Annotated in this window: 29 protein-coding genes; 21 read left to right on the forward strand and 8 right to left on the reverse strand. The window is 53.0% G+C overall.

Annotated elements, in window-relative coordinates:
• Positions 1–18 precede the first annotated feature (18 nt).
• The 4 genes from H6853_07265 to H6853_07280 all read left to right on the forward strand — a co-directional run bounded on the left by H6853_07265 (position 19) and on the right by H6853_07280 (position 3454).
• Positions 19–336: a septum formation initiator family protein gene (locus tag H6853_07265; protein ID USO03328.1), complete on the forward strand. Its 318-nt coding sequence runs from the start codon at positions 19–21 to the stop codon at positions 334–336.
• Positions 337–581: 245 nt separating this feature from the next.
• Positions 582–1526, forward strand: a complete 945-nt coding sequence (gene pdhA / locus H6853_07270; protein ID USO04631.1) for a pyruvate dehydrogenase (acetyl-transferring) E1 component subunit alpha — start codon at positions 582–584, stop codon at positions 1524–1526.
• Positions 1527–1531: 5 nt separating this feature from the next.
• On the forward strand, positions 1532–1996 hold the full coding sequence (locus tag H6853_07275) for a hypothetical protein (GenBank protein USO03329.1): 465 nt from the start codon (positions 1532–1534) through the stop codon (positions 1994–1996).
• A gap of 18 nt (positions 1997–2014) precedes the next feature.
• Positions 2015–3454 carry a pyruvate dehydrogenase complex E1 component subunit beta gene (locus tag H6853_07280; GenBank protein ID USO03330.1) on the forward strand — a complete coding sequence of 480 codons (1440 nt, stop codon included), beginning with the start codon at positions 2015–2017 and terminating at the stop codon, positions 3452–3454.
• Between the two features lie 6 nt (positions 3455–3460).
• Here H6853_07280 and H6853_07285 read toward each other — a convergent pair whose 3' ends face one another.
• Complete coding sequence (locus H6853_07285) at positions 3461–3814, reverse strand: hypothetical protein (GenBank protein ID USO03331.1); 354 nt, start codon at positions 3812–3814, stop codon at positions 3461–3463.
• A 169-nt stretch (positions 3815–3983) separates the two neighbouring features.
• Here H6853_07285 and H6853_07290 point away from each other — a divergent pair, with 169 nt between their 5' ends.
• From H6853_07290 to H6853_07320, 7 genes are all read left to right on the forward strand, one after another.
• Positions 3984–4382, forward strand: a complete 399-nt coding sequence (locus H6853_07290) for a GxxExxY protein (GenBank protein ID USO03332.1) — start codon at positions 3984–3986, stop codon at positions 4380–4382.
• Positions 4383–4435: 53 nt separating this feature from the next.
• Positions 4436–5695: a pyruvate dehydrogenase complex dihydrolipoamide acetyltransferase gene (locus tag H6853_07295; protein USO03333.1), complete on the forward strand. Its 1260-nt coding sequence runs from the start codon at positions 4436–4438 to the stop codon at positions 5693–5695.
• A gap of 12 nt (positions 5696–5707) precedes the next feature.
• Positions 5708–6247 (forward strand): molybdenum cofactor carrier protein, encoded by a 540-nt coding sequence (locus H6853_07300; GenBank protein USO03334.1) that lies wholly within the window; start codon positions 5708–5710, stop codon positions 6245–6247.
• Entirely contained in the window at positions 6248–7639 is a 1392-nt protein-coding gene (gene lpdA, locus H6853_07305; GenBank protein ID USO03335.1) for a dihydrolipoyl dehydrogenase, read from the forward strand.
• The gene (locus tag H6853_07310; protein USO03336.1) at positions 7611–8177 is read left to right on the forward strand and encodes a hypothetical protein; all 567 of its coding nucleotides are present in this window, start codon (positions 7611–7613) and stop codon (positions 8175–8177) included. Before lpdA ends, H6853_07310 begins: the two co-directional genes overlap by 29 nt.
• Positions 8178–8824: 647 nt before the next feature.
• Positions 8825–9787 carry a lipoyl synthase gene (gene lipA, locus H6853_07315; protein ID USO03337.1) on the forward strand — a complete coding sequence of 321 codons (963 nt, stop codon included), beginning with the start codon at positions 8825–8827 and terminating at the stop codon, positions 9785–9787.
• Positions 9788–9792: 5 nt separating this feature from the next.
• On the forward strand, positions 9793–10272 hold the full coding sequence (locus tag H6853_07320; protein USO03338.1) for a type II toxin-antitoxin system RatA family toxin: 480 nt from the start codon (positions 9793–9795) through the stop codon (positions 10270–10272).
• Here H6853_07320 and H6853_07325 read toward each other — a convergent pair.
• Entirely contained in the window at positions 10224–11111 is an 888-nt protein-coding gene (locus H6853_07325; GenBank protein ID USO04632.1) for a glycosyl transferase family 8, read from the reverse strand. The genes H6853_07320 and H6853_07325 overlap by 49 nt on opposite strands.
• A gap of 166 nt (positions 11112–11277) precedes the next feature.
• On the opposite strand from H6853_07325, the gene H6853_07330 reads away from it, so the two are divergent.
• A complete protein-coding gene (locus H6853_07330; GenBank protein ID USO03339.1) occupies positions 11278–11748 on the forward strand; it encodes a hypothetical protein in 471 nt (156 codons plus the stop codon).
• Between the two features lie 15 nt (positions 11749–11763).
• On the opposite strand, the gene H6853_07335 is transcribed toward H6853_07330, so the two are convergent.
• From H6853_07335 to H6853_07345, 3 genes are read right to left on the reverse strand one after another with little or no spacing between them, the layout of a single operon-like run.
• Positions 11764–12240, reverse strand: a complete 477-nt coding sequence (locus H6853_07335) for a CinA family protein (GenBank protein ID USO03340.1) — start codon at positions 12238–12240, stop codon at positions 11764–11766.
• The gene (locus tag H6853_07340) at positions 12221–12721 is read right to left on the reverse strand and encodes a phosphatidylglycerophosphatase A (GenBank protein ID USO03341.1); all 501 of its coding nucleotides are present in this window, start codon (positions 12719–12721) and stop codon (positions 12221–12223) included. The genes H6853_07335 and H6853_07340 overlap by 20 nt, the downstream gene beginning before the upstream one ends.
• An 11-nt stretch (positions 12722–12732) precedes the next feature.
• Positions 12733–13914 carry a bifunctional 2-C-methyl-D-erythritol 4-phosphate cytidylyltransferase/2-C-methyl-D-erythritol 2,4-cyclodiphosphate synthase gene (locus tag H6853_07345; protein USO03342.1) on the reverse strand — a complete coding sequence of 394 codons (1182 nt, stop codon included), beginning with the start codon at positions 13912–13914 and terminating at the stop codon, positions 12733–12735.
• A gap of 155 nt (positions 13915–14069) precedes the next feature.
• Here H6853_07345 and H6853_07350 point away from each other — a divergent pair, with 155 nt between their 5' ends.
• From H6853_07350 to H6853_07390, 9 genes are all read left to right on the forward strand, one after another.
• Positions 14070–16274, forward strand: coding sequence for a PAS domain-containing sensor histidine kinase (locus H6853_07350; GenBank protein USO03343.1), 2205 nt, complete (start codon positions 14070–14072; stop codon positions 16272–16274).
• Between the two features lie 11 nt (positions 16275–16285).
• Complete coding sequence (locus H6853_07355) at positions 16286–17710, forward strand: sigma-54-dependent Fis family transcriptional regulator (protein ID USO03344.1); 1425 nt, start codon at positions 16286–16288, stop codon at positions 17708–17710.
• Between the two features lie 270 nt (positions 17711–17980).
• On the forward strand, positions 17981–18895 hold the full coding sequence (locus H6853_07360) for a hypothetical protein (GenBank protein USO03345.1): 915 nt from the start codon (positions 17981–17983) through the stop codon (positions 18893–18895).
• Between the two features lie 130 nt (positions 18896–19025).
• On the forward strand, positions 19026–20405 hold the full coding sequence (trkA, locus tag H6853_07365; GenBank protein USO03346.1) for a Trk system potassium transporter TrkA: 1380 nt from the start codon (positions 19026–19028) through the stop codon (positions 20403–20405).
• A gap of 1 nt (position 20406) precedes the next feature.
• A complete protein-coding gene (locus H6853_07370) occupies positions 20407–21294 on the forward strand; it encodes a D-amino-acid transaminase (GenBank protein USO03347.1) in 888 nt (295 codons plus the stop codon).
• Positions 21291–21950: an HAD family hydrolase gene (locus H6853_07375; GenBank protein ID USO03348.1), complete on the forward strand. Its 660-nt coding sequence runs from the start codon at positions 21291–21293 to the stop codon at positions 21948–21950. Before H6853_07370 ends, H6853_07375 begins: the two co-directional genes overlap by 4 nt.
• A 67-nt stretch (positions 21951–22017) precedes the next feature.
• On the forward strand, positions 22018–22269 hold the full coding sequence (hfq, locus tag H6853_07380; GenBank protein ID USO03349.1) for an RNA chaperone Hfq: 252 nt from the start codon (positions 22018–22020) through the stop codon (positions 22267–22269).
• 12 nt (positions 22270–22281) lie between these two features.
• On the forward strand, positions 22282–23586 hold the full coding sequence (gene hflX, locus H6853_07385) for a GTPase HflX (GenBank protein ID USO03350.1): 1305 nt from the start codon (positions 22282–22284) through the stop codon (positions 23584–23586).
• The gene (locus tag H6853_07390; protein ID USO03351.1) at positions 23576–24394 is read left to right on the forward strand and encodes an inositol monophosphatase; all 819 of its coding nucleotides are present in this window, start codon (positions 23576–23578) and stop codon (positions 24392–24394) included. The genes hflX and H6853_07390 overlap by 11 nt, the downstream gene beginning before the upstream one ends.
• Positions 24395–24436: 42 nt before the next feature.
• Here the strand turns inward: H6853_07390 and mazG are convergent, their stop codons facing one another.
• The 3 genes from mazG to H6853_07405 all read right to left on the reverse strand — a co-directional run bounded on the left by mazG (position 24437) and on the right by H6853_07405 (position 26924).
• Positions 24437–25240: a nucleoside triphosphate pyrophosphohydrolase gene (mazG, locus tag H6853_07395; protein USO03352.1), complete on the reverse strand. Its 804-nt coding sequence runs from the start codon at positions 25238–25240 to the stop codon at positions 24437–24439.
• 107 nt (positions 25241–25347) lie between these two features.
• A complete protein-coding gene (locus H6853_07400; protein ID USO03353.1) occupies positions 25348–26127 on the reverse strand; it encodes an MBL fold metallo-hydrolase in 780 nt (259 codons plus the stop codon).
• On the reverse strand, positions 26124–26924 hold the full coding sequence (locus H6853_07405; protein ID USO03354.1) for a TatD family hydrolase: 801 nt from the start codon (positions 26922–26924) through the stop codon (positions 26124–26126). Before H6853_07405 ends, H6853_07400 begins: the two co-directional genes overlap by 4 nt.
• Position 26925 lies beyond the last annotated feature (1 nt).

Here is a 26925-nt window from a genome sequence, read left to right on the forward strand (position 1 = left end):
TTGTGATTCTATGCCCGTATGAAACGTCTTGCAGAACAACGCTATCTTCTCCGTCAGAACCTGATCGCCGTCATCGGCCTGTGCCTGAGTGTTTACTTTTGTTACCACCTGATTGCGGGGGAGCGCGGATTCCTGCGAAAGATTTCCCTGGAAAGACAGATCGAAACACTCGCATCAACGCAGGATTCCCTTTTGCAGGAACGTCAAGCCCTTGAGAAAAAGGTAAAGATGATGCGGCCCGGCAGCGTCAATCGCGACCTTCTGGAAGAACGTGTGCGCAGCGTTCTGGGATATACCCATGAAGATGAAAAGGTTTTGCTACAAAGTCGCTCATAGAAGTACCTTATTTCCCGTAAATCATAAAAATTCTTTAAAAACAGTATGTTGCAGTGCAAAAACGGTCCTTTTTTGCTGGCACGCCTTGCCGGAATGGTGTAACTCGGAAACACCTAAGCTTTTCGCTAATTTAAGAGGAAATCTCTGTGGCTGAGACAAAAAAATCAAAATCCCCCAAAACATCAAAGAAAACGCCGCCGCTGAAGGCCGTTTCGGGGGCTTATCCGAAACGGGACGCGGAAGAAATGAAAACGCTCTACCGGGAGATGCTCATGATCCGCCGTTTCGAGGAAAAAGCGGGGCAGCTTTACGGCATGGGACTGATCGGAGGGTTTTGCCATCTTTATATCGGGCAGGAGGCTGTCGTGACAGGGATTTCCTCGGTGCAAAAACCGCAGGACACGGTCGTCACCACCTATCGCGATCATGCCCATATGCTCGCCTGCGGGATGGACCCGAAGGGGATTATGGCGGAGCTTACGGGCCGCAGCGGCGGGTATTCCCGCGGCAAGGGCGGATCCATGCATATGTTCAGCAAGGAGGCCAATTTCTTCGGCGGGCACGGGATTGTCGGCGCCAGCGCCTCCATCGGGACGGGACTGGCCTTTTCCCACAAATACAAGGAAGATGGCGGCGTCGCGATTGTCTATGGCGGGGACGGCGCGGCGAACCAGGGGCAGGTCGCGGAATGTTATAACATGGCCGCCCTCTGGAAATTGCCGGTTCTTTACGTGATCGAGAATAATATGTACGGGATGGGCACCTCCGTGGCCCGCTCTTCCGCCGGACAGCTTTATGCGCGCGGCGCCGGGTACGGCATTCCGGGGGAGCAGGTGGACGGCATGGACGTTTTCACCGTTCAGGCCGCGGCGCGTCAGGCGCTTGAGTATGTGCGCTCCGGCAACGGGCCTTATATTCTGGAGATGATGACCTACCGCTATCGCGGGCATTCCATGTCCGATCCGGCCAAATACCGCACCAAGGAAGAAGTCTCGGAGATGAAAGAGAACCGGGATCCGATTGTGACCCTGAAAAACCTGATGCTCGCGGACGGGGCGCTCGGGGAAGACGATCTCAAGCCCCTGGAAAAAGAGATCAGGGAAATCGTAAATGAAGCCGCCAGCTTCGCGCAGGAAAGCCCGCAGCTTCCGCCCGAAGATCTCTGGACCGACGTTCTGGTGGAGGTATAGAAAAAATGTCTTCCCTCACGGCTCATCATATGGACGATCTGGATCTTGAAACGCTTCTTTTGCCTCGCTCTGCCGATCAAAAATTAAAACTGTCTTTTTCGGAGGCTGTGCCGGATGTGGCGGCGCGCTATCCTAAACTGACATTTGCCTTTTATCTCACGGCGGCATGTGGTCTGGGCGTCAAGGCTCTCGGACCGTCCATACCGACCATCGCCTTGTCAACGGCAGCGCTTATCGCCCTTCCTGTAGGGACTCCTCTTTTGGGTCCTTTTCATGAGGCATTGACAACGCTTGGAGGAAAAACGGCGAAATGCAGAAGACATTTTTTATGGGCGGCAAAATATGATCGCGTGCAGCATGCCTGTGCAAAGCGAGAGGGAGCTTTTTCCAAATGGAGAGAGACAAGAGCTCTGCGCAAAGCCGAACAACATCGGGAAAAAGCAAAAGCGCTATGGGTGAAATCCCTTTAAGACGGAGATAAAGAGAATATGTCAATTAAAATTTTAATGCCGGCCTTGTCGCCGACCATGACGGAAGGCAATCTGGCCAAATGGCTTAAGGCCGAAGGGGACGAAGTTGCGGCCGGGGACGTAATTGCCGAGATCGAAACCGACAAGGCCACGATGGAGGTCGAGGCGGTCGATGAGGGCGTGCTGGGCAAAATCCTCGTGCCCGCCGGAACGGAAAACGTCGCGGTGAACACGCCCATTGCGGTTTTGCTGGAAGAGGGGGAAGACGCTTCCGCCGCAGATGATATTTCTGCCTCTGTCATCCTGAGCGATAGCGAAGGATCTCAGGAAACGGCTGGAGATTCTTCGCCTGCGGCTCAGAATGACATTGTTGATCAACCCTCAGGCGCACATATTGAAAACCGCGACATCCTTTATGCGCAGGGGGCCGTCATAGAGCCGCCCGTTTTTCAGGAAGCGCCTTTCATGGCGGAAGCGCAGACCATGACGGTGCGCGAAGCCCTGCGGGACGCCATGGCGGAAGAAATGCGCGCGGACGAAGGCGTTTACATCATGGGCGAAGAGGTGGCCGAATATCAGGGCGCCTATAAAGTGACGCAGGACCTCTTGCAGGAATTTGGCGACAAACGCGTAATCGACACGCCCATTACAGAGCACGGTTTTGCCGGTATGGCGGTGGGCTCCGCCATGAACGGCCTTAAACCGGTTGTCGAATTCATGACCTTTAATTTCGCGATGCAGGCGATGGACCACATTATCAATTCCGCCGCCAAAACGCTTTACATGGCGGGCGGGCAGCTTGGATGCCCCATCGTGTTTCGCGGGCCCAACGGCGCCGCTGCGCGCGTCGCGGCCCAGCACTCCCAGTGCTATGCCAGCTGGTATGCGCATGTGCCGGGCCTGAAAGTCGTTTCCCCGTGGAGCGGCGCAGACGCGAAGGGGCTGTTAAAGGCCGCCATCCGCGACCCGAACCCGGTTGTCTTTCTTGAAAACGAACTCATGTACGGCCAAAGTTTCGAAGTGCCCAACGATCCGGATTACATTATTCCGATTGGCCGGGCGAAGATTGAGCGTGCGGGCGCGGATGTCACCATCGTCGCCTTTTCCATTATGGTCGGCAAGGCGCTGGAAGCGGCCGATGCGCTGGCGGGGCAGGGGATCGACGCCGAGGTTATTAACCTGCGCACCATTCGCCCGCTCGATCGTTACACCATTCTGGAAAGCGTCAAAAAGACGGGCCGGATTGTTTCTTGCGAAGAAGGCTGGCCCTTTGCCGGGGTGGGGTCGGAAATTGCCGCGCTGATCGGCGAGCATGCCTTCGATTATCTGGACGCGCCGCTCAAACGGGTCTGCGCCGCCGATGTGCCGCTGCCTTACGCTGCAAACCTTGAACAACTCGCTCTGCCGCAAGCGGCGCAAATCGTCCACGCGGCAAAGGAGGTGTGTTATGCTAAGTAGCCGTAATTATTGCGCGTATTTTAATTCAGCGCGTACCGCCGGCGCAGCATTATTACTTGCTTCAGAGAGAATCTCTTTCGCACGGCTTCTGGCCTCCTTAAACAGATTGTTGCGCGTTGTTTCCGTTATGTTCGTTGCCGTACCAACGGAAAAAGCGGCTTTAAGACTGTCTGTTCTAATTCCAAACTCTGTTACCAATTCGTCTCTGGTAAACATGTTGTTATCCAGAAGTGATATCAGAACGGAAGCGCAGTGCCCGCGGTCATGCTGGCCTTTGTCCGTCTGTTCGAACCGGTCAATCGTACCCAGAACTCTTTGCGCGCCTGCCGGTGTGCACGCACGGTTTTTCTTCTTTGTCATTGATACCCTCTCTTGCTTTTCTTGTTTTGTGACGAAAACAGGACATATATTGAATTATCCATATTGTTTCAAGAAAAAAAGCCGGAATTTCCTTGTTTTGAAACAAAATGACTCTTTTTCAGGAGTGTCCCATGCCTGTTAATGTTACCAAAAAGGTTTAACACGAAGAATGGAAGAAGCCGCGAAAGTCACGAAGATCCATTTTGACTCTCTTTCCAGAGAGGTTGTAGATGCCGCTTATAAAATCCATCAAACGGTGGGTACGGGGCTGCTTGAATCGATATATGAGGATTGTTTTTCTATCGAATTAAACAAAAGGAAAATTTCTTTTGAAAGACAAAAAACAATCCCTGTCTATTATGAAGGTGTAAAAATATCTTCTGTTTTGAAACTGGATTTGTTGGTGGACGATCAAATTGTGCTTGAGCTGAAAAGTGTTGAAAAAATTAATCCGGCACACACCGCCCAGATTCTGACCTATATGAAAACAGGGGGATTTAAAACGGGGCTGCTTATCAATTTTGGAGAACCTTATTTTAAACAAGCGGTTAAGAGGTTTGTTTTGTAGAGCTTCGTGACCTTTTTTAAACTTTGCTTACTTCGTGTTAAAGAGAAAATATTATGCCTATTAAAATTTTAATGCCTGCGCTGTCGCCGACCATGACGGAAGGCAATCTGGCCAAATGGCACAAATCCGAAGGCGATGAGATTGCCGCCGGGGACGTGATTGCCGAGATCGAAACCGACAAGGCCACGATGGAGGTCGAGGCGGTGGATGAGGGCATTCTGGGCAAAATCCTCGTGCCCGCCGGAACGGAAGGCGTTGCGGTCAATGAGGTGATTGCCGTTCTGCTGGGAGAAGGGGAAAACGATAATGAAATTGAAGCGTTTTTGAAGAGTGCTCCTCCCGCCGCAGCGAACACTCCATTGCCCTCTCCGGAGGTGCCCGCCCCGCAGACGCAGGAGGGTGGGGGGACAAAAGAAAAACCTTCAGACCGCATTTTCGCCTCTCCCCTTGCGCGCCGTCTGGCGGCGGAAAAAGGGATAAACCTCTCCTCCGTGCAGGGCAGCGGCCCCAAAGGGCGGATCGTCAAGGCGGATATTCTCTCTTGTCAGGGCTGCGCCGCGCCCGCGGCTTCTCCCTCTGTGACGGCCGCCGCGCCCACAGGGGATGAGCAGGTCAATGAATTCGGCATGGTCTATACCGCCATCCCGAACAACAATATCAAGAAAGTCACGGCGAAGCGTCTGGTGGAGTCCAAATCGACCGTGCCGCATTTCTATCTCACCATTGAGTGCCGGATCGACGAACTCATGCGCACGCGCAAAATCATGAACGATCAGGGGGGCGGGGATTACAAGCTCTCCGTGAATGATTTTGTGGTCAAGGCCTGCGCCAACGCGCTGCAGGCTTACCCTGCGGCGAATGTCAGCTGGACGGATGCGGCCGTGTTGCAATACCGGGATTCCGATATTTCCGTGGCGGTGGCCACGCCCAACGGCCTGATTACGCCGATCGTTAAAACCGCCCATGCCAAGGGCCTGAAAGAAATTTCCGCCGAAGTGAAAGCGTTGGCAGTCCGCGCCCGCGAAGGCAAATTGCAGCCGCAGGAATTTCAGGGCGGCACCTTTACGGTTTCCAATCTGGGCATGTATGGCATTAAGGAATTTGGCGCGATCCTCAATCCGCCGCAATCCTGCATTCTGGCGGTCGGAGCGGGGGAGCAGCGTCCTTACGCTGAAAACGGAGAGGTGAAAATCGGCACCTTCATGAGCTGCACGCTTTCGACCGATCATCGCTGCGTGGACGGGGCCGTCGGAGCGGAGTTTTTGAAAATCCTCAAAACCTATATTGAAAATCCGGCCGCCATGCTGCTTTAAGGGTTTATCGCCATGCTTAAAAAACGGCCCATTATCGGTGTTGTCGGCTCGCACAGCGAAGCGTGGGAGGATTTTTCCCGTCCGCTGGGAAAATTTCTGGCCGAAAGCGGTGTCCATCTTTTAACCGGCGGGGGAGCCGGCGTGATGAGCGAGGTGGCCAAAGCCTTTACGGACGTGCAGGACCGGGAAGGCTTGTGCATAGGCGTTTTGCCGATGACCGACCCGACGGAACATCACGGCCTGAAAAAGATGTTTCCCAATCCTTATATTGAAATTCCGGTCTTCACGCTTCTGGATCAGGAAAGCCGTTCGGATGTCATGCCTTTTAGCCTGAATCACACCAATGTGATGACGCCGCACGCGATTATTGTGCTGCCGGGCTTTCACGGCACCATGAACGAGGTGTCCATGGCCATTGCCTACGAAAAGCCTTTTGTTTTATACGGGCCGGAAGACGCCTTTAAAGCCTTTCCTGAAAACGCGGCCTTCGCGGAAACGCTGGAAACGGTCGAGCATTTTTTAAGCGGTATTTTTGTGAAGGGAAAAAAATAAATGGGAGACAAGAACTTTGATCTGATTGTGATTGGCGGCGGGCCAGGCGGCTATGTCGCGGCCATCCGCGCCAGCCAGTTGAACATGAAAGTGGCTTTGGTGGAGGCCAACCATCTGGGCGGCATTTGCCTGAACTGGGGATGCATCCCGACAAAGGCGCTTTTGCGGTGCAGCGAGATCCATCACCTTCTAAACCATGCAAGCAATTTTGGATTTAATATCAAGGATTTTTCCTTTGATTTTAAGAAAATAGTTGAGCGTTCGCGCGCGGTGTCAAAACAGCTTTCCGGCGGGATTGCGCATCTTTTGAAGAAGAACAAGGTCACTGTTTTCGACGGCTACGGGAAGCTGCTGGGCGGCGGCAAAGTGAGTGTGGAGGGCAAGGAAACTTTAAGCGCCAAAAATATCATTATTGCCACAGGCGCGCGGGCGCGGGTGCTGCCGGGGCTGGAGCCGGACGGTAAACTCATCTGGACCTACAAAGAAGCCATGGTGCCGGAAAAAATGCCGGGAAGCCTTTTGGTGGTCGGCTCCGGCGCAATCGGCATCGAATTTGCCAGCTTTTACCGGAATATGGGCGCGGATGTGACCGTTATAGAGGTTATGGAGCGTGTTTTGCCCGTGGAAGATGAAGAAATATCCAAATTTGCGCAAAAAGCCTTCGAAAAACAGGGGATGAAGATCATAACCGGTGCCAAAACGACCAAATTTGAAAAAGGCAAAGACGATGTCACCGTCCATGTGGAGAAGGGCGGCAAAACGGAAAAAATCAAGGTGGAGCGCGTGATTATGGCGGTGGGCATTACCGCCAACACCGAGGAAATCGGCCTTGAAAACGCCAAAGGCGTGAAAGTCGAGCGCGGGCATATCGTCACCAATCAATGGCTGGAAACGGGTGAAAAAGGCGTATACGCCATTGGCGATGTTACGGCGCCGCCGTGGCTGGCCCACAAAGCCTCTCATGAAGGGGTCATTTGCGTGGAAAAAATCGCCGGGGTCAAAGACGTTCACCCGATGGATAAAGCCAATATTCCCGGCTGCACCTACTGCATGCCGCAGGTGGCCTCTGTGGGCCTTACCGAAAAAGCGGCTAAAGAGGCCGGGCATAAAATCCGGGTCGGGCGTTTTCCTTTTATGGGCAATGGAAAGGCCGTCGCGCTCGGGGAGCCGGAAGGGCTCGTCAAAACGATTTTTGATGAAAAAACAGGGGAACTCCTGGGGGCCCACATGGTCGGGGCCGAAGTCACCGAGATGATCCAGGGCTACGTGATCGGCAAAAGTGCCGAGCTGACGGAGGCCGAATTCATGCACAGCATCTTCCCGCACCCCACTTTGAGCGAAATGATGCATGAAAGCGTTCTCGATGCTTACGGGAAGGTTATTCATTTTTGAAGGTGATTCATTTTTAGATATGTTCAAATTTTTTAAAATTGTAAAAGGTAAGATAAATTCTCTTGTAAAATTTTTTATGGAGTTATCCTGGATTTTAATAGAAGTAGCTTGTTTCGCTGTAGGTTTGTTTTTTTTAGTGGAGATATCTCTTGATTTTAAGAAAGACGTCCTTTTGTATACAAATTCTGCTTTTGTAGTTTGTCTTGGCTTAGCATCTTTATCTTACAATCTTAGTAGGGCAATCAAAGAGGATGAGAGAAGTGATAAAATTCAATATGCAGGAGAGAGATTAACACATGGAGCAGTTTTATTCATTCTGGCTAGCCTATTAAACTTTCTTAATTCTCATTGGTTAGCTGAACTATCGCCCTATTCGAATTTATATGAAATAACAGGATGGATTATAAATATCATAGGAGCTTTGATCTATTTGGTTCTGTACGTGGGTTTAATGTCAGCTAATGCTGGAATTATAGTATTGCATAGAGATTTATTAGCCAATATGCATAGACGTAAAGAAATGATAGATTACATGTAATGACCTACAACCCACCCCGTCATTGCGAGGGAGCGTAGCGACCGAAGCAATCCAGAGAAAACCGCTTTCCCCGTGTAAACGGGGATCTTATCAAAGCTGCAAAAGATCCCCGCTTTCGCGGGGAAGACAAAAGGGAAAACTGGATTGCTTCGTCACGATGTTCCTCGCAATGACGTCTTGTTTTTGACGCGGAGTCCCGGAGAAACGGCGTTTTTACTCTTTGTATCTCCGGCCCTCCGGTTCTCCGCGTTAAAAAGCGGCAATTTATCTTTGATGTCATCCCGAGCGACCTGTCCGTCTGAAGCGGCAAAGCCGCGAAGGCGGAAGTCGAGGGATCTTTTAAGATTCCTCCATGCGCTACGCTTGGTCGGAATGACAATATTGTTGTTCGTCACTCCCGCGAAGGCGGGAGTCCAGAGCAAAAGGGCTGGATGCCCGCCGGAGTTTACCCCCGGCCACGAACGGGGGCGGGCATGACGGGGATAATTATAACTATAGACATATTAGGTATTTTTTCCTATAATCGCTTCCATGATTTATCTCTCGAAAAAAGAAAGAAGCAGTTTGTTCCTGTCTCAGGATAAGGTAAGTCTTTTAAAGCCCAATTTTGCAAACGAACTGAGTGATTCCAGATTACGGAAAAACAAATGACCTATAACCCTGAACTCTTAGACCGCCGCAAACGGCACCCTGAAAAGCAGAAAAACCCGGATCGTCCGATGGGCAAGAAGCCGGACTGGATCCGCGTGCCGGCGGGGCAGGGCGCGGCCTATAAAGAAACGCTCGATACGGTGAAGGGCCTGAACCTCACGACCGTGTGCGAGGAGGCGGGATGCCCGAATATCGGGGAGTGCTGGAATAAAAAGCACGCGACCTTCATGATTATGGGCGAAGTGTGCACCCGCGCCTGCGGCTTTTGCAATGTCGCCACAGGCAGGCCGGACGCCCTCGACCCGTATGAGCCGCTGCGTGTGGGTGTGGCGGTCGAGAAAATGGGCTTGCAACATGTGGTGATTACGTCTGTAGACCGGGACGATCTCAAAGACGGCGGGGCCGAACATTTTGTGAAAACGATTGAGGCGATCCGCTTTAAAGCGCCGGAAACGACCATTGAAATCCTGCCCGGCGACTTTCGCGGAAAAACCGCGGATATTGATTCCGTCGCCCGCGCGAAGCCGGACGTGTTCAACCACAATCTGGAAACGGTGCCGCGGCTTTATCCCACCATTCGCCCCGGCGCGCGTTATTTCCGGTCCTTGCGGCTGTTGCAACGGGTGAAGGAGGTGGACCCGTCTATCTTTACCAAGTCCGGCATGATGGTCGGGCTGGGGGAAACAAAAGAAGAGGTCGGGCAGGTGATGGACGACCTGCGCGCGGCGGATGTGGATTTTATTACGATCGGCCAGTATCTCCAGCCCACGCCCAAACATGCGCCGGTGGACCATTTCTGGACCCCGGAAGAATTCGAGTCGCTTGAAAAAATGGCGCGGGCCAAAGGCTTTTTGATGGTTTCGGCCACGCCGCTGACCCGCTCATCTTATCTGGCGGGCGATGATTTTGAAAAACTCCGCGCCGCCCGGGAAGAAAAGCTGGCTAGGGCGGCAGAATAAAGAACATGCCCACGCACGCTGAAAAGAAAATTCTTCCCTATAGCCCTGCCCAGCTTTTTGACCTGGTGGTGGAAGTGGAGAAATATCCGCAATTTCTGCCCTGGTGCACAGGGTGCAAAATTAAAAGGCGCGAAGACGATGTGTTTTATGCGGATCTGAGCATTGGCTACAAAAGGCTGAGAGAAAGCTTTACATCCAAGGTCACGGCCTTGCGGCCCGACCATATCCATGTGGAGTACCTGTCCGGCCCGATGAAGTATCTTTCGAACCATTGGCGGTTCATTGAACAGGAAGACGGGTCATGCCTGATCGATTTCTATGTCGATTTTGAATTTAAAAATCCGCTTCTTCAAGGTCTTATGGGCGTATTCTTCAATGAAATTATCAGGCGCATGGTCAGCGCCTTTGAAACGCGGGCGCACCAGCTCTATGCGGATCAAGCCACAACCGACACAGGTTCTTCCGCCGCTTCACCGTCAAAATGAGGGTAGCGGTAGGATAGCTCCACCGTTTGTCCCTCCAGCGTTTTGAAATCGGTGGTCAGGCTTCGATCGACGCGCATTTTGTCCCAGCCGGACAGATGCAGAATCCCGATTTTCTCGTGCGGCATGTTGGGCTCCACAAACGCATGCGCCTGCTCATCCCAAAGAGGTTTGAACTGGCACAGCCAGTGGGTCCAGGCCGGGAGGCTTTCGACGGGCAGGCCTTCCAGATGACAGATAATGCCCAAAGACAGCTGCTCGGCAGTGAATATATTCCCGCCGCGCTGCAAGGTGGTTTTGATCCGGTTTTGCCACGCTTTCCAGTGCGGCGCGTCCGCGCGCAGCGCAAAGGCCCCGGCGGACAGGACGTAGTAATTCAAAAGCTCCCTGGCCATTTTGCACCCATAAGCCTTGCGCGCGTTGCTGTAGTAAAAGCCGCGCACTTTCCACGGGAAGGGGCCCAGCCATTTAATGCGGATGGGCCTTGGATAGGCCCGGTCCACCTGCGCCGTAAGAGCCATCTTGCCGCGGCGCGCGCCCTCCAGAAACATCCCGACCACATCCCAGCGCTGCACCCATGTATCCGCATCCATCCAGAAATACATGTCGTATCCGGGAAAATATTCCGGGATGAAGGGGCGGCAGACGCAGGATTTCAGGAAATTGCGCCCGCGGATTTTTGAAGGCGGGATGGGGCAGGGCCATTCCGGCGCCACAACCTTGCATCCCATATTTTGAAGGCGCAGGACTTGCTCCGGCAAAAGCCCGGCATCCATGATGCCGATCTCCATCTCCCGGCTTTCGGGAAACCGGCGGATGGATTGCACCCATTCCAGAAGCATGGCGAAATAATTGGCGTCGGCCGATGACACAAAAAGCGTTTTCATATCTTTCTTAAATCATGAACGAACGGAAATTTACACGAATTTATCAGGCTATAATCACGTTGACATAAAAACCATGCAAAGATAGGGTCCTTCTTACGAAAATCAACAGAAGGAGTTTACTTTGTCTGCCGAGCCTGAATTTTCCCATGCATTTGAAGCCGGCGCGGAGTTGCGTCCCGATCGCCTGACCCCACAAGAATTATTTGTCATTGGATTTACGTATTTTCGCGGCAACTGGAATCAGGGCGGCGTGGAAATAGGGCAGGACATCGAAAAGGCGGCGGATTACCTTATGGCCGCTTACGGGCCCAGAATCGGAAATCCAGAAAACGTGCCTTTCGAACCTTTTCATGATCACACCGAAAGAATGCTCCGCAATATCCGTGATATGGCAAACAGCCGTATCAAAAGATCTTTGCTCCAAAGGGGATTGGTTTCAGAATTTGAGGAATCCTCGAGAAGAGAAGAGAACGTAAAACAGGCTCTTGCAGAAACAGACCTTGTCCACAGGGTTTCCCGCTTCTTACTCACATTACCTCCAAGGGACGCTGGCGCGAAATTGATCCTTAAAGATGTACAGCCTTCTGCCTAGACATTGAAAACATTCTTAAGTTTCAAGGAGGTGCAAGGCGTGCTTTAGCGCAGCCCGCACAGTCTGCGTCCTGACAGAGGCGCGATCGCCCTTGAACATGTATTTTTCAACCTGCGGCGTTTCGTCCCGCCGGCCAAAACCGATATAGACAAGGCCGACAGGTTTTTCCTTCGTGCCGCCATCCGGCCCCGCAATGCCCGTCACGGATACGGCCAGATCGGCAAGGCTGTGTTTCAAAGCGCCCTCCACCATGGCCCGCGCCGTTTCCCCGCTTACCGCGCCGTGTTTTTGCAGGATACCGGCGGGAACGCCCAGCATTTCCCTCTTGGCGTCATTGGAGTAGGTGACAAAGCCGCGGTCAAAAACGCAGGAAGCGCCGGGAATATCGGTGAGAGCGGCGGCGATAAGCCCGCCCGTGCAGGATTCCGCCGTGGCGATCTTCCAGCCTTTGTCTTTCAGGGCGGTCAAAAGGTTAAAAGTCAATTCCGGCATAGCGTAATCCTGTCATCACAAGGGCGGCATAAAGACCAGCCATAACGTCGTCCAGCATCACAGACACCGCGCCGCCGGGTTTCCGGTCCAGCCAGTTGACGGGCCACGGCTTCAGGATATCAAAAAAGCGGAAGGCTGCGAAGGCAAAGACAATGGAGAAAAGGTCCGGCGTAGCGGCAAGCAGCGCAATCCATATTCCCGCCGCTTCGTCGATCACGATCATCTGGGAATCTTCTTCCTGCGTCATCTCGCCGACTTTTCCGGCGGCCCAAAGCCCCAAAGGAAAAAGCAGGGCAATCCCGGCGATCAGGGCAGGAAATCCGGCAAGCATGAGCGCAACGCCGAAGGGCAGGGCACCGAGCGTGCCCCATGTGCCGGGGCCGGGACGCATCAATCCGCAGCCAAACCATGTGGCAATCCACGTGGCGGGATGTTTAAAATCCAGTTTTTTCAGTTTGTCGGGATGTTGAAGGCCGGGCATGCGCATACCGTTTACCCTTCCACAGGAAGGCTGATCGTGGCAATAGCCTGCGCTGCGATGCCCTCTTTTCTGCCGGTAAAGCCCAGCCCCTCCGTGGTGGTGGCTTTGACGCTCACCTTGTCCGCAGGGATGTCCAGAAGGGCCGCGATGCGGGCCTGCATGGCGGCGCGGTAAGGGCCTATTTTTGGTTCCTCCGCGATAAGGGTAAGATCCAGATTCCGGATTTCACCGCCTTTCTCTGCCATAAGCCGCGCCGCATGCTGCAGGAAAACGGCACTCTCGGCGCCCGCCCATTGCGGGTCGGAGGGGGGGAAATGCGTGCCGATATCTCCCGCGGCAATGGTGCCCAGCAAAGCGTCGGTCAGCGCGTGCAGGGCGACATCCGCATCCGAATGGCCTTTCAGGGCGCGGTCCGAAGGAATATCAATGCCGCCCAGACGGATAGACGCCGCTTTTCCCGCGGCAAAGGCATGCACATCAAACCCCTGCGCGCTGCGGGTTTGCGTTTGTGCCCTCAGGAGCGTTTCCGCCATATTGAAATCCTCTTCGGTTGTGATTTTAAAATTCCGGGCGGAGCCTTCCACGATTGCAACCTCTATGCCGGCGGCGCTTGCCAGGCCGGCATCATCGGTGAAACTTCCGTCTCCCTTACATTGTTCATGGGCCTTTAACAGCGGCCCGGCCTGAAATCCCTGCGGCGTCTGGATGGCCCAAAGCCCCCGTCTGTCTACGGTTTCATTGGAACTGCGTCTTAGGGTATCCGTAACCGGCACGGCAAGGGTCACAGCCCGGGCGCTTTCAAGCTTCGCCAAAAGCGCCCCGATATCTTCACGGGAAACGAGCGGCCGCGCCGCGTCGTGAATCAGGATCAAATCTTCATTTTTAAGATCAGGAATAGCATTTATTCCATTGTAAACACTCTCTTTTCTTGTCTTTCCACCCGGGATAAAAGGGGCAATATCCAGCCCCTTTACAGCGTCATGATACAAATCTGCGTGTGCCGGGTCGATAATGACCCGGACGGACTCTAAACCCGGGATTCGAAAAAACCGTTCAATCGTATGGCGTAAAACGGTTTTTCCACAGATTTTCCGGTATTGCTTCGGCAGGCCCTGACCCATACGCGTTCCGCTCCCCGCTGCGGGGATCAGGAGGTGAAAACCGCGTGTTTTTTCTTTTTTGTTTTTTGCCATATGCTTAGGGTGTTGCTTTTTTGCCACAAACTGTGGATAGTCACAAAATGATGATGCGTCAATTCCTGAATTCCATGCAGCTTCCCCCCATAGTTACGCGGGGCGAGCTTTTTTGGAAGTCTTTTTCTCGTCATTTTGCGGGAAAGGGCTGGAGCATGCGGCTTGCCGCGCTGCTTGTGATTGCCGCGATTGTAAGCGGCCTCGCCACGTATGCCGCCCTGACGGAGGTGCCGCCTTTCGGCACGGATCCGGGAACCGTGATCTGGCTCCTGAATCTTGATCTTGTCATCCTGCTCCTCCTTGTCACGCTGATCGCCCGCCGGATGGCACGGATATGGAGCGCACAGCGGCAGGGCATTGCAGGATCCCGCCTTCATGTCCGGCTGGTGGTGATCTTCAGCATCATGGCGGCCGCGCCGGCCATTATCATGGCGATTTTTTCGGCCTTTTTCTTTCATTACGGGGTGCAAAGCTGGTTTAGCGAGCGTGTCCAGACGGCCGTTTTCGAGTCCCAGGCGGTTGCCGAATCCTATCTGGAAGAGCATCAGCAGGTTATCAAGGCGGATGTGCTGGCCATGGCCAATGACCTGGACCGTCAGGCGGGCCTGTTCATCGACAACCCCAAAGGGTTCAGCAGCCTGATTGAAACGCAGTCTTTTATGCGGAACCTGACGGAAGTGCTTCTCTTTAACAGCGCGGGCCAGATTCTGGCACGCTCCGGCCTGAGCTTTACCTTGAGCTTTGAAAGCCTGCCGCGTTATCTCCTCGAAGAAGCGCAAGGGGGCGAAGTCGTTCTGACCACAAGCGGTACCGAGGACAGGGTGCGCGCGCTGGTGAAGCTGAACAATTTCGAGGACGCCTATTTGTTTGTGGGGCGCATGGTGGACCCCACGGTGCTGGCGCATCTGGCCGCCACGCGGGACGCCGCGAACGAATATGCCCAGCTTCAGGGCAGTTATTCGACTCTCCAGATTGCCGTGACCATGATTTTTGTCGTGGTTGCGCTTCTTCTGCTTCTGACCGCTATCTGGTTTGCCCTGATGCTTGCGCGCCAGCTTGTTACACCGATCGGACGCATGATTTCGGTGGCCGATCAGGTGAGTGCGGGGGACTTGACGGCCCGCATGACCGAAAAAGAAAATATCGAGGAGTTCGATTATCTGGCGAAATCATTTAACCGTATGACCGGCCAGATCCAGCAGCAGCGCGACGAACTGGTGATGGCCAACCGCCAGCTCGACCAGCGCCGCCGCTTTACGGAGGCGGTTCTGGCCGGCGTTTCGGCGGGGATTGTGGGGGTGGACGAAAACGGGGTTATTTCCCTGGCCAACTCTTCCGCCGCCGCCTTGTTTGAAGAAGACCCCGCCCAAATGGTCGGGAAAAATATTGTGACTCTTTTTCCCGAAGTATCCGATCTTCTTATTCAGGCCCATCAAAGGCCGGAAAAAGTAACACAAAGCGAAATTCCGGTGACCTCCGAGGACGGAAGCCGGCGAACCCTTTTGGTCCGTATCGCCATTGAAATGATCGGAAATGAAGACAAGGGAGCGGTGCTGACCTTTGACGACATTACGGATTTACAGGCCGCGCTGCGCAAAGCTGCCTGGTCCGGCGTGGCGCGGCGCATCGCCCATGAAATTAAAAATCCTCTCACGCCCATTCAGCTTTCCGCCGAGCGCCTGAAGCGCAAATATCTAAAAGAGATCAAGACCGACCCGCATATTTTTGAAAAATGTACGGATACGATTATCCGCCATGTCGAAGATATCGGACGTATGGTGACGGAATTTTCCGCCTTTGCCCGCATGCCCGAAGCGGTGATGAAACACGAAAATCTGGCCATGCATGTCCGGGACATGGTTGTCCTCCAGAAGGAAGCGCATCCGGACATAGAATTTAACCTGAAGGTTTTCGATGAAAAATCCCCCCTGATGGCGGATTGCGACGCGGCCCAGATCCGGCAGGCTTTTACAAACCTGATTCTAAACGCCATAGATTCCGTTCTGGCCCGTCAGGAAGAAGCGCCCCCGCCCAAAGCGCGGATTGACATTATCCTGTCGCCTCTGGCGGAAGGAGAGAAACTGTCTCTTTCCATCATAGACAGCGGCGCCGGGTTGCCGGAAGGGGAAGATCCTGCCAAACTCACGGAGCCCTATGTGACCCATAAGGCGAAGGGCACAGGTCTGGGGCTGGCGATTGTTAAAAAGATCATGGAAGACCATCAGGGGCGTCTGGTCATCGGAACGCCGGACTGGGTCAGGGATCTTTCCGGCTGGGAAGATCTGGGCGGCGCCACCGTTTCTTTGGTCATTCCTTTCGAGCAAGACAGTAAAACACCTAAAAACCAGCAAGCAGCGTAAGAAAGAGTCAGATGAACGCAGATATTTTGATCGTAGACGATGAAGAGGATATCCGGGATTTGATTCAGGGTATTCTGGAAGATGAAGGCTACCGCATACGGCAGGCCGGAAGCGCAAAGGACGCTTATGCGCAAATGGAAAAAGCACCGCCGGATTTGCTCATCCTCGACATCTGGCTTCAGGGAAGCGACGAAGACGGAATGGGCGTTCTCGCCAGGGTCAAGGAAGCCCATCCCGATCTTCCCGTTTTAATGATCAGCGGTCACGGCACGATTGAAACGGCCGTTTCCGCCATTAAGAAAGGAGCATATGATTTTATTGAAAAGCCCTTTAAGGCGGACCGGCTTTTGGTCATGATTGCCCGCGCGCTTGAAGCGGCAAACCTGCGGCGGGAAAATCAGGATTTAAGGGAAAAGGCCGAAGGCATTATTTATGAAATGATCGGCGACTCTCCCCCCATGGCCGCGCTGCGTCAGGCGATTGAGAAAATTGCCCCGACCAACAGCCGCGTTCTGATTTCCGGCGAGGCGGGATCGGGAAAAGAAGTTGCGGCGCGGCTTTTGCACCGGCTTTCAGAGCGCAACAACCAGCCTTTCATGGCGTTAAACTGTGCAACCCTTCATCCGGAGCGCATTGAAGAGGCGCTTTTCGGCATCGAACACAGCGGCACCATCAAACCGGGAGTCCTGGAAAGAGCGGATGGCGGAACGCTTTTGCTTGACGGGGTCGGGGACATGCCGCTGGAAACACAGGGGAAAATCGTGCGCGTTCTTCAGGAGCAAAATTTTACCCGTTTGGGGGGCAGCAAAAATATTCCCTACGATGTCAGGATTATTGCCTCGACAAACCGGAATCTTGAGGAAGAAATTAAACAGGGAAATTTCCGGGAAGATCTTTATTACCGTTTAAGCGTTGTGCCGCTCAAAATTCCCCTGATGCGCGAACGGCTCTCTGACATCCCCGCCTTGGCCCATTTCTTTATGAAGCTTTATTGCCGGCAGGCCGGGCAGCCGGAATGCGCTTTTTCCGCAGAAGCCCTGACCCTGTTAAAACGGCACGAATGGCCGGGCAATGTGCGCCAGCTTCGTAACGCTGTGGAATGGGTTATGATTATGGGCGGGCTTGAGGCCGGAGAAGAAATTACGCGGGCGCATCTGCCGCCCGATATCACAGGGCAGGGGGGCGCCCTTCCGTCCCAGAGAGAAAATGATTACCTTTTGCTGTCCTTACGTGAAGCGCGCGAATCCTTTGAGCGGGAATATCTGCACTCACAGATCAGCCGTTTTGAAGGGAACGTTTCCGAAACGGCCAAGTTTATTGGTATGGAGAGATCCGCTTTGCACAGAAAACTCAAAAGCCTTGAAATTTCACCTTCCGGGAAGCAGGATAATGACAGCGGCGATTCAACTTCCACGCCGCTTCGGAAGAGGGCGTAGTTAGAGTTTTTAGCTATGGATTAAGAGGAAATATTCTTGTCATCCCGACCGGAGGGCGTCAGCCCGAAGTGGAGGGATCTTCGTCGTTTGATAGTTCCAAGATCCCTCGACTACGCTCGCGCTATAACTAATCTATTACGCTCGCGCTATAACTAATCTATCCGATTGATATTAGGGCAAAAATCACCCGCCGGAAAAATTTCTTGAAAAAAAAATAGAATTATGTAAAAATCTGTACATTGCTAACTTTTTGCGAAAGGAAATGAGTTATTGGGTAATCAAAACAAAAAATCAGACTTGTGGAAACGACTCAGAAGAACAGTTGCAATCAGCGTTCTTGCCGCGTTGGGGCCCTTCGGCGCTGCCATAGCGGCAGACAAAGAAATAGCACAGGAAGACAGAATGGCAAAAATGAAAGGGCAGCTTTCCGATCTATCCGGGCAGGTTGCTGACCTTAAGAAGAATATCGCCAACTTTGTGAAAGTAGCAGGAAGCCCATACAGCTCCGCTCCTGCACCTTCCGAAGCAACCGACTACGTTTACGTTCTTCCTGCTTCTAACCTCTCTGATCCACGGATGGGAGAAATTTCTTCTAAACGGGCCGTTGAAATTCTGGCCAAAAATCCTGAGGCACTTGTTTTTTCGAAAACATTTTATGGATCCGGTAACAGAATTAAAGCTGAAATGGCCTTAGAACCAGAGATAACCCGTCCCGATTTATTGACTAAAATTGCAAGACCGGACGCTATCGTAGAAGAGCTCACAAAACTGGATGAGATTGCCGAAAAAGAAGGCGTTGATCTGGACCATGGACAAGGCATGAGAGCTTTCCTTGGAAGTAGAAAATGCTATGCACTCTCACTCAAAAGTTCTGGTAATCGTTGGAAAGTTGATCAAGCTTCCATGCAATGCAACGCCGCAATGGAGGGACTAAAAACAGGTAAATATTATATTACATCGGATTTTGGGCAGGCATCAGGTGTTGAAAGTGATGTCTTCTATGCCATGAATGAGGCTGAAGTACGTGCAGCCAGCCACGAAATGGAAGGAAGAGGGAGAGGAAAAATACCGGAATCCGAAGCCCGTTCTGCTTTCCAACAAGCCCTTGAAGGTAACGGATTTAATCCGGGACAAAAATATTCAGGAGCTGTTGTCTCCTATCTGTTCAAAGGACCGGGGCGGTAAACTCCCACAGAAAGAGATGAATTGCCTCTGACGCTGGCCGACCGAATACGCATCGTTTTTTGAACCACCGCCCATTGCCTTTTTTACCGGAGAAGTGCAGAATTCGCCTTCTAAAGGGGGGTATCCTTAAATGCGCGTTATTATCTGTGGAGCCGGTCAGGTTGGGTACAATATCGCGGCCTATTTGAGCCGTGAAAACAACGACATCACCATTATTGATAACGATCCGGACATGATCGCCAGAGTGAATGAGGAACTGGATGTGAATGCCATTCAGGGACACGCCTCCATTCCCGATGTGCTCGCCGCCGCAGGGGCCGGGGAGGCCGACATGATCGCCGCCGTGACGCATTCGGACGAAGTGAACATGATCGCCTGTCAGGTCGCGCACTCCCTTTTCAATGTGCCCAGAAAAATTGCGCGTATTCGGGATCGCCGTTATATGGCCCCGGTCTGGGCGAACCTCTTTAGCCGCGCCCACATGCCGATTGACGTTATCATTTCGCCGGAACTGGAAGTTGCGAAAGCTATTACAAAACGTTTGTCCGTTCCCGGCACGACCAATGTGATTTCTCTGGCGGAAGGCGCTCTCCATTTCTGCAGCGTTGTTTGTGAAACAGACTGCCCGGTTATCAATACGCCCTTGCGGCAACTTGCCATGCTTTTTCCTGATATCAATGTCGGGATTTTGGCGATTTATCGAAACGGAAAATTACGCATTCCGGAAAAAGAAGAGCAAATGATGATCGGGGACGAAGTTTATTTCGTCGCCGATACGAACCATATTGAAAGGATTTTGTCCGCCTTTGGTCATGAAGAAAAAGAGGCCCGCTCCGTTGTGATTCTGGGCGGGGGCAATATCGGCGTTTGCCTGGCGCAGGAACTGAAAGAGAAACATAAAGGAATTAATATTAAAATTATCGAAAAAAACCCCCGGCGCGCGATCATGCTGAGTGAAACTTTTACGGATTTTATTATCCTGAACGGGGACGGGCTGAATAAAACGATCCTTGAAGAAGCGAACATGCAGGCCACCGAGACTCTTGTGGCTGTCACCGAAGATGACGAAACCAATATTCTGGCTTCCATTCTGGCGCGACAATACGGGTGCGACCGAACGATCACGCTCCTGAACAAGTCGAACTACAATGCCATTCTGGGACCTTTGGCTCTGGGCACAACCGTTTCGCCGCGCGCGATTACGTCCTCGACGATCATGCAATATGTCCGGCGGGGGCGGATCAGGGAAATTCACACGCTCCTCGACGGAGAGGCCGAAGTTATCGAAGTCGAAATTTCTGACAACACCGCTATTGTCAACACGCCGCTGAAAGATATTCATTTTCCAAAAGGAATCTTGATCGGCGCTATCCTGCGTAAAGGGGGCGAAGTCATTATACCCAGCGGTGAAACCGTTATGAAACCGCAAGATCATGTCGTTCTTTTTGTTCTTGCAGGCGCGTCTGCCGCCGTTGAAAAAATATTTTCCGTCCAGGTGGATTTATTTTGATATGCCTAGAATTTCTTACGTAAACGGTCAGTATGTTCCCTATAACGATGCCTGTGTCCATATAGAGGACCGGGGCTATCAGTTCGCAGACGGCATCTACGAGGTTATCGGCTGCATTCATGGAAAATTGGCAGACGAAACGGGCCATCTGGACCGGATGGAACGTTCCTTGTCTGAAATGCAAATGGACATGCCTGTGCCCCGGCGGATTTTACAGTTTATTCTGCGCGAGGTGCTCCGCCGGAACAAGTTGAAGAATGCCAACCTTTATATTCAGGTCACAAGGGGACGGGCGCGGCGGGATTTTAAATTCCCGGCCCCTGAAACGCCGCAATCCCTTGTTGTCATCGCCAATCCCTTCAAGTTTGACGACAGCCCGACAATCCAAAGCGGGGTCAGGGTCATAACGCTGCCGGATATCCGCTGGAAAAGGCGGGACATCAAAACCATCGCGCTGCTTCCGCAATGTCTGGCCAAGCAAAAAGCCATTGATTCAGGAGTCTACGATGCGTGGATGGTGGATCCCGACGGGTTCGTGACGGAATGTTCCGCCAGCAATGCCTGGATTGTCACCAAAGACCGGAAGCTTGTCACGCGCAGCGTTTCGAACGATATTTTGCGCGGGGTGACGCGGACGGCCATTCAACACCTGTGCCGGGAGATGAACCTGACAATCGAGGAACGCGCCTTTACGCCCGAAGAAGCCTATGACGCGATCGAGGCTTTCGCGAGCAGCGCCACCGCCCTGATTACGCCCGTCATCGAAATCGATGGTCATAAAATCGGCGATGGAAAGCCGGGCGATGTCACCAGAAATATTTACGCGGAATACAGGGCCTATGCGGACGGTTTAAAGGGCGAACAGGTTCACTGGGAGCCGGGATTTTGAAGGCCGTTTTTTTTGACTGGGACGGCACGCTTGTAGATACGTGCGGCATGGTTCTGGATGCCCATAACCACGTTCGGAAAATCCATAACCTGCCTTTGTGGGAGGCGGAGGATATTTTCGGGCGGGTCAGCCGCTCCGCACGGGAAACCTATCCGAAAATTTACGGCGACCGGGCCGCAGAAGCGCAAAAACAGCTCTACGAATTTGTCGATAAACATCATCTGGAGTATCTGGAGGTTCTGGACGGGGCGTCTGCGATCCTTGGCTCTTTGGCTGAAAAAAACATTCCCGTCGGCGTGGTAAGCAACAAACGCCACGAGGTTCTTTTGAAAGAAATCACGCAGCTCGGCTGGGATAGATATATCAAGGCCGCCGTCGGGGCAGGGGAGGCGGAAGAAGACAAGCCTTCGGCCCAACCCTTCCGTCTGGCCATGCGCCGCGTCGATGAGGCTCTCACCCCCCGGGATATTTTATATGTCGGGGATACGGAAACGGATATGCTTTGCGCCCGGAATACCGGTGTGGAATGCGTCTATATCCACCACGGCAATCCCCGCGCCGTTCTTTTAGAGACATATGCCCCTTCTTTTTCCTGCGCGAATCTTTCCGAGTTGCAGGATTATTTATCCGCAAGCCTTGAAAAGAAGGCTTGCTGAGGGCTTCCAACTTCGCTAAGACGAACGTCAAGAACCCAAAAAGCAATGATAATTAAGGAAAATAAAAATGACAGAGAAGGTTCAAAATGTTCAGGACGTTTTTCTCAATAAAATCAGAAAAGAAAAACTGAGCGTCACCGTCTTTTTGATAAACGGTGTCAAACTGCAGGGCGTTGTCACATGGTTCGACAATTTCAGCCTCCTGTTGCGCCGGGAGTCGCATGTGCAGCTTGTCTATAAGCACGCTATTTCAACTATCATGCCCGGCGGTCCGCTCAGTTTGCACGACGAGTCCGAAGAAAGCGCGTCCGGGGAATAAGGCGGCAAGTAGGTGAGCCAGACCTGCCTTATCGTCCATCCTGTTTTTTCCCGTCATCCGGAGGAAAAAGGACGACGCGATCTCCCCGATATTCTGGAAGAAATCGAAGGGCTCGCGCGCGCCATTCACCTTGATGTGCTGGAGAGCAGGCCCCTCAAAACGGGACGCATCCATCCGGGACGTTTTTTCGGGAAGGGACATACCGAATCCCTTGCCGCTCTGACGCGTGAAAAAGAGCCGGATGTGGTCATCGTCAACCACCCGCTTTCGCCGGTACAGCAGCGCAATCTGGAGAAAGAATGGAACACCAAGATTATCGACCGCACAGGGCTCATTCTGGAGATTTTCGGGGAGCGGGCGCAAACGAAAGAAGGGCGCATTCAGGTCGAACTGGCCGCGCTGGATTACCAGCGCTCGCGCCTTGTGCGCTCGTGGACGCACCTTGAGCGGCAACGCGGCGGCGCGGGATTCATGGGCGGTCCTGGGGAGCGGCAGATCGAGCTGGACCGCCGCCTCATTACGGAACGCATCACGCAGCTCAAAAAGGAGCTGGAAAGCGTCCGTAAAACGCGGGATCTGGGCCGGAAAAACCGGGAGCGCGTCCCGTTTCCCGTGGTCGCTCTCGTCGGCTATACCAATGCCGGTAAATCGACCCTGTTTAACCGCCTGACCGGCGCCAGCGTTTTCGCCAAGGACCTTCTTTTTGCAACCCTTGACCCCACCATGCGCCGGATCACCCTTCCGTCGGGACGGGAGGTTATTCTCGCCGATACGGTGGGATTTATTTCCGATTTGCCGACGCATCTGGTGGCTTCTTTTCGCGCCACACTGGAACAGGTTTTGTATGCGGATGTCATTCTTCATGTGCGGGATATCTCGCGCCACGACCACGAAGCGCAAAAACGCGATGTAATAGCCGTCCTCAGCGATATGGGCATTGATTACGAAAGCGATGAGCGTATCTTCGAAGCCATGAACAAGATGGATCTTTGTGAGCCCGAAAGCCGCACGGACATTGAACGTCAATGCCGCACGAATGAAAAATATATTTGCATCTCCGCGCTGACAGGGCAGGGGGAAAGCGAATTGCTGTCAAAACTGGACCGTTTCCTGGCGCGCCACCGCCAGACCCGCCGTTTTTTACTGCGGCCTGAAGACGGGCAGGCGCTTTCGTGGCTGTACGAGCATGGCGAAATTCTGGAGCGTAAAAACACGGAAGAAAAAACGGATATTCTGGTTCATCTCGAACAAAAGGATTCTACGCGCTTCGAGAGCCGTTTCGGATACAAGCCGGAGGAAACATCTCATGCAAGTTGATATGGACCGGATCGCCGGATACATGCGCGAGGTTGCTAATGCGCGCATCCGCCCGCGTTTCGAGAGTCTTGAGGCGCATGAAATCAGCACGAAATCCGGCCCTTCGGACCTTGTCACGATTGCGGACATAGAGGCCGAAAAAGACCTCACCCGCATTTTGAAAGACGCGCTGCCCGGCTCCCACGTGATAGGGGAGGAAGCTGTGTCAGAAGGCACAGCCCATATTTCCGCCCTCCGGGAGGAACAGGACTTCGTCTGGGTTGTCGATCCCGTGGACGGCACCAATAATTTCGCCGCCGGAAAACCCGTCTTCGGGACCATCGTTGCGCTGGTTTACCGGGGGCAAACGGTCGCGGGCTGGATTTACGACATTCCCGGAGATCGCATGGGCGTGGCTGAGTGCGGGGCGGGGGCGGCAATAGGGGGCGCGCCTTGCGCCCCTGACCGGAAACCGGGAGCCCCGCTTGCCGAAATCAAAGGCTTTGTCAGCACCAAATTCGTCTCAAAGGACCTGCGGGCAAAGGTGGAAGAAAAGCTGGCTTTGTTCAAACAAACCGGCGCTCTTTTTTGCTGCGCGCACGAATATCTGGCGCTGGCCGGCGGAAAACGGCAATTCTCCTTTTATTCCCGCATAAAGCCCTGGGACCATCTGGCAGGGGTTTTACTCTTTGGGGAGGCCGGCGGCTACAGCCGCAAATGGGACAAGAGTCCTTATCTGCCGGGGGATGAAGAAGGGGGACTTATCAATGCCGCAAATGAAGGTCTTTGGACCGAAATAGAACAGATATTTCTTGATATAAGACGTTAAAAAATAAAACAATAGATTGATATAAAATAAAAATTTTTGTTTTTATTTCTGCCTTTTCCAATAGGTCAGCCAGGTGTCAAGCGGGAGGGTTTCAAGGTCGGTATGCCCGTCTTTTTTGAGATCGGATTCCATGCCGCGAAAGCGCTTTTCAAACTTCACATTGGCCTTGCGCAGGGCTTCTTCGCTTTTAAGGCCGTTCATGCGGCCGTAATTGACCAGACAAAAGAGCAGATCGCCGAATTCCTCTTCCTGCGCGGCTTTATCGCCGCTTTCCAGCTCGGCCCTGAACTCCGCGATCTCTTCTTCCAGCTTTTCAAACGCGTGATGCGTATCCGGCCATACATAGCCCGCCTTTGCAGCGGCTTTTTGGAGTTTCTGCGCCTTGAGCAGGGCAGGGAGCCCTTGCGTCACGCCGTCCAGAGCGCTTTCCCGCCCCTCTTTTTCCGCGTCTTTGCGGCCCTCCCATATCCTGTTCACATCGTCGGGGCTGCGGGCCTGCTCCTCCCCGAAAACATGCGGGTGACGGCCGATCATTTTGTCCAGAATGCCTTCGACGACATCGTTAAAATCAAAATGCCCGTTTTCGGACGCCATCTGGGCGTGGTAAACGCTTTGCAGCAGCAAATCGCCCAGTTCTTCCTTTAAATCCTCCATATCGCCGCGATCTACGGCGTCGGCGACCTCATAGGCTTCCTCGATGGTATAAGGCACGATGGTTTTAAAATCCTGCGCCAGATCCCACGGACATCCGCCTTCAGGATCGCGCAGGCGCGCCATCACCCATAGCAGCCTGTCGATCGGGTGCTTAAATTCGGGAAGGGGGTTACGGGGCTTCTGTTGTGACATTGTTAAAATATGAGCCTGTTCGTTAAAACGTGAACCTTTTAATGTGATAATGGATATTATGGAAATTAATAGATATTCCTCAAATGGATATTCTTTAGAAGTACCTCTTATTTTATTTCCAGTTTCAGTCCATCATAGGCTGGCGCATAGCCGTCCGGCAATTCCGTCTTCAGCGTCGCATAATCCATCGTCGGCGGCATCGCCGTTAAATAAACCTGCCGGGCCTTGATCCGTTCATTCAGGGAAAATATTTTTTCCAGGCTGGCGTGAACCGGATTGGACCGACTGTGATAGCCTGCGGAATCGGCGATCCAGATATCAATCCCGTCCAGAATATCAAGCGCAGCGTCATCCAGATCAAACATATCCGTGCAATATCCGATATTGCCGAAACGGTAGCCCGTAGCCCGACAAGCGCCGTGATTCATATCAAAAGCGGTAAAAGAAATATCGCCGACGGTCGTCCGGCGCCCGTATTCAAGGACATTCGGCACCAGAACCTGCGGATAAAAGCCGTCTTCGCTGGTTTCGAACATATAATTAAAGCGCGGCATGATATCGTCCAGCGTATCCCGGCTGGCAAAGACGTCAAACTGCCGCTTGAACCGCCGTTGCAATGTCCGCAATTCGTCAATGCCGTTGGTATGGTCGCCATGCGCATGGGTATATAAAACGGCGTCCAGATGGGTAAAACCACTTTGGGTGTATTGCGCCCGCAGGTCCGGCCCCGTGTCGATAATCAAAGACGTCTTGTCCGAGCAGACGCCCGCACAGCAACGCGTCCGGCGGTTTCTCGGCTCTTCAGGATTGCAGGCCCCCCAATAATTGCCGATGGCGGGAACGCCCGCAGAACTGCCGCAACCGAGTATAATGAATTCGGCGCTCATGCTGTTTTTGCCTTGTTAAAAAGGTTAAAAAAGTTGTTTTTTGAATATGTTGCAAGCTTTTCTTGAGAAATTCCATGAAGTTCTGCCAGCTTTTGACCCGTATGAACCACCAAAGCCGGTTCATTGGCACGTCCGCGATGAGGCTCCGGTGCAAGAAAAGGCGCGTCGGTTTCCACCAGAATCCGCTCCAGCGGCGTGTTTTTGGCAATTTCCTGCAATTCCTGCGCTTTCTTAAAGGTCACAATGCCGGAAAAAGAGAGATAAAACCCCTCTTCCAGCGCTTCTTCCGCCAGCCAGGGACCGGAAGAAAAACAGTGCATCACCCCGCGCAGACCCGCTTTTTGTCCCCCCTCTTCCCGGATAATCCGCATGGTGTCTTCTTCCGCGTCGCGGGAATGGACGATCAGGGGTAAAGCGGTCTTAAGGCAGGCGCGGATATGTTTGCGAAAGCTCTCCTGCTGCAGGTCCCGCGGAGAGTTGTCATAGTAATAATCCAGCCCCGTCTCCCCTATTCCGACGATATTCGGGTCTGAATTCGCTATTTCAGCGAGTTTTTCAAGGGTAATGGCTTGTTCTTCCGGTTTTCCGGCTTCATGCGGATGGGTGCCGACACTGCACCAGACATTTTCATGCGTTCGCGCCACCTCCAGCACATCCCGGAAATCGCCTGTAATCTCGCAGGAAATGGCCAGCATGCCCTCGACCCCGGCCTCTTTGGCGCGCGCGATAATCGCATCGGCGCTGTCGCCTTCTTCGGTTCGTTCATGCGTGGGATGAAAATGGCTGTCGATCCACATA

The organism is Rhodospirillales bacterium (assembly GCA_023898765.1).
GTDB lineage: Bacteria > Pseudomonadota > Alphaproteobacteria > Micavibrionales > Micavibrionaceae.

Excerpts from the sequence above, each read along its gene's own strand:
- H6853_07265 (USO03328.1), top strand. The coding sequence starts at position 19 with ATGAAACGTCTTGCAGAACAACGCTATCTTCTCCGTCAGAACCTGATC.
- pdhA (USO04631.1), top strand. The coding sequence starts at position 582 with ATGAAAACGCTCTACCGGGAGATGCTCATGATCCGCCGTTTCGAGGAA.
- H6853_07275 (USO03329.1), top strand. The coding sequence starts at position 1,532 with ATGTCTTCCCTCACGGCTCATCATATGGACGATCTGGATCTTGAAACG.
- H6853_07280 (USO03330.1), top strand. The coding sequence starts at position 2,015 with ATGTCAATTAAAATTTTAATGCCGGCCTTGTCGCCGACCATGACGGAA.
- H6853_07285 (USO03331.1), bottom strand. The coding sequence starts at position 3,814 with ATGACAAAGAAGAAAAACCGTGCGTGCACACCGGCAGGCGCGCAAAGA.
- H6853_07290 (USO03332.1), top strand. The coding sequence starts at position 3,984 with ATGGAAGAAGCCGCGAAAGTCACGAAGATCCATTTTGACTCTCTTTCC.
- H6853_07295 (USO03333.1), top strand. The coding sequence starts at position 4,436 with ATGCCTATTAAAATTTTAATGCCTGCGCTGTCGCCGACCATGACGGAA.
- H6853_07300 (USO03334.1), top strand. The coding sequence starts at position 5,708 with ATGCTTAAAAAACGGCCCATTATCGGTGTTGTCGGCTCGCACAGCGAA.
- lpdA (USO03335.1), top strand. The coding sequence starts at position 6,248 with ATGGGAGACAAGAACTTTGATCTGATTGTGATTGGCGGCGGGCCAGGC.
- H6853_07310 (USO03336.1), top strand. The coding sequence starts at position 7,611 with ATGCTTACGGGAAGGTTATTCATTTTTGAAGGTGATTCATTTTTAGAT.
- lipA (USO03337.1), top strand. The coding sequence starts at position 8,825 with ATGACCTATAACCCTGAACTCTTAGACCGCCGCAAACGGCACCCTGAA.
- H6853_07320 (USO03338.1), top strand. The coding sequence starts at position 9,793 with ATGCCCACGCACGCTGAAAAGAAAATTCTTCCCTATAGCCCTGCCCAG.
- H6853_07325 (USO04632.1), bottom strand. The coding sequence starts at position 11,111 with ATGCTTCTGGAATGGGTGCAATCCATCCGCCGGTTTCCCGAAAGCCGG.
- H6853_07335 (USO03340.1), bottom strand. The coding sequence starts at position 12,240 with ATGCCGGAATTGACTTTTAACCTTTTGACCGCCCTGAAAGACAAAGGC.
- H6853_07340 (USO03341.1), bottom strand. The coding sequence starts at position 12,721 with ATGCCCGGCCTTCAACATCCCGACAAACTGAAAAAACTGGATTTTAAA.
- H6853_07345 (USO03342.1), bottom strand. The coding sequence starts at position 13,914 with ATGGCAAAAAACAAAAAAGAAAAAACACGCGGTTTTCACCTCCTGATC.
- H6853_07350 (USO03343.1), top strand. The coding sequence starts at position 14,070 with ATGCGGCTTGCCGCGCTGCTTGTGATTGCCGCGATTGTAAGCGGCCTC.
- H6853_07355 (USO03344.1), top strand. The coding sequence starts at position 16,286 with ATGAACGCAGATATTTTGATCGTAGACGATGAAGAGGATATCCGGGAT.
- trkA (USO03346.1), top strand. The coding sequence starts at position 19,026 with ATGCGCGTTATTATCTGTGGAGCCGGTCAGGTTGGGTACAATATCGCG.
- H6853_07370 (USO03347.1), top strand. The coding sequence starts at position 20,407 with ATGCCTAGAATTTCTTACGTAAACGGTCAGTATGTTCCCTATAACGAT.
- hfq (USO03349.1), top strand. The coding sequence starts at position 22,018 with ATGACAGAGAAGGTTCAAAATGTTCAGGACGTTTTTCTCAATAAAATC.
- H6853_07390 (USO03351.1), top strand. The coding sequence starts at position 23,576 with ATGCAAGTTGATATGGACCGGATCGCCGGATACATGCGCGAGGTTGCT.
- mazG (USO03352.1), bottom strand. The coding sequence starts at position 25,240 with ATGTCACAACAGAAGCCCCGTAACCCCCTTCCCGAATTTAAGCACCCG.
- H6853_07400 (USO03353.1), bottom strand. The coding sequence starts at position 26,127 with ATGAGCGCCGAATTCATTATACTCGGTTGCGGCAGTTCTGCGGGCGTT.
- H6853_07405 (USO03354.1), bottom strand. The coding sequence starts at position 26,924 with ATGTGGATCGACAGCCATTTTCATCCCACGCATGAACGAACCGAAGAA.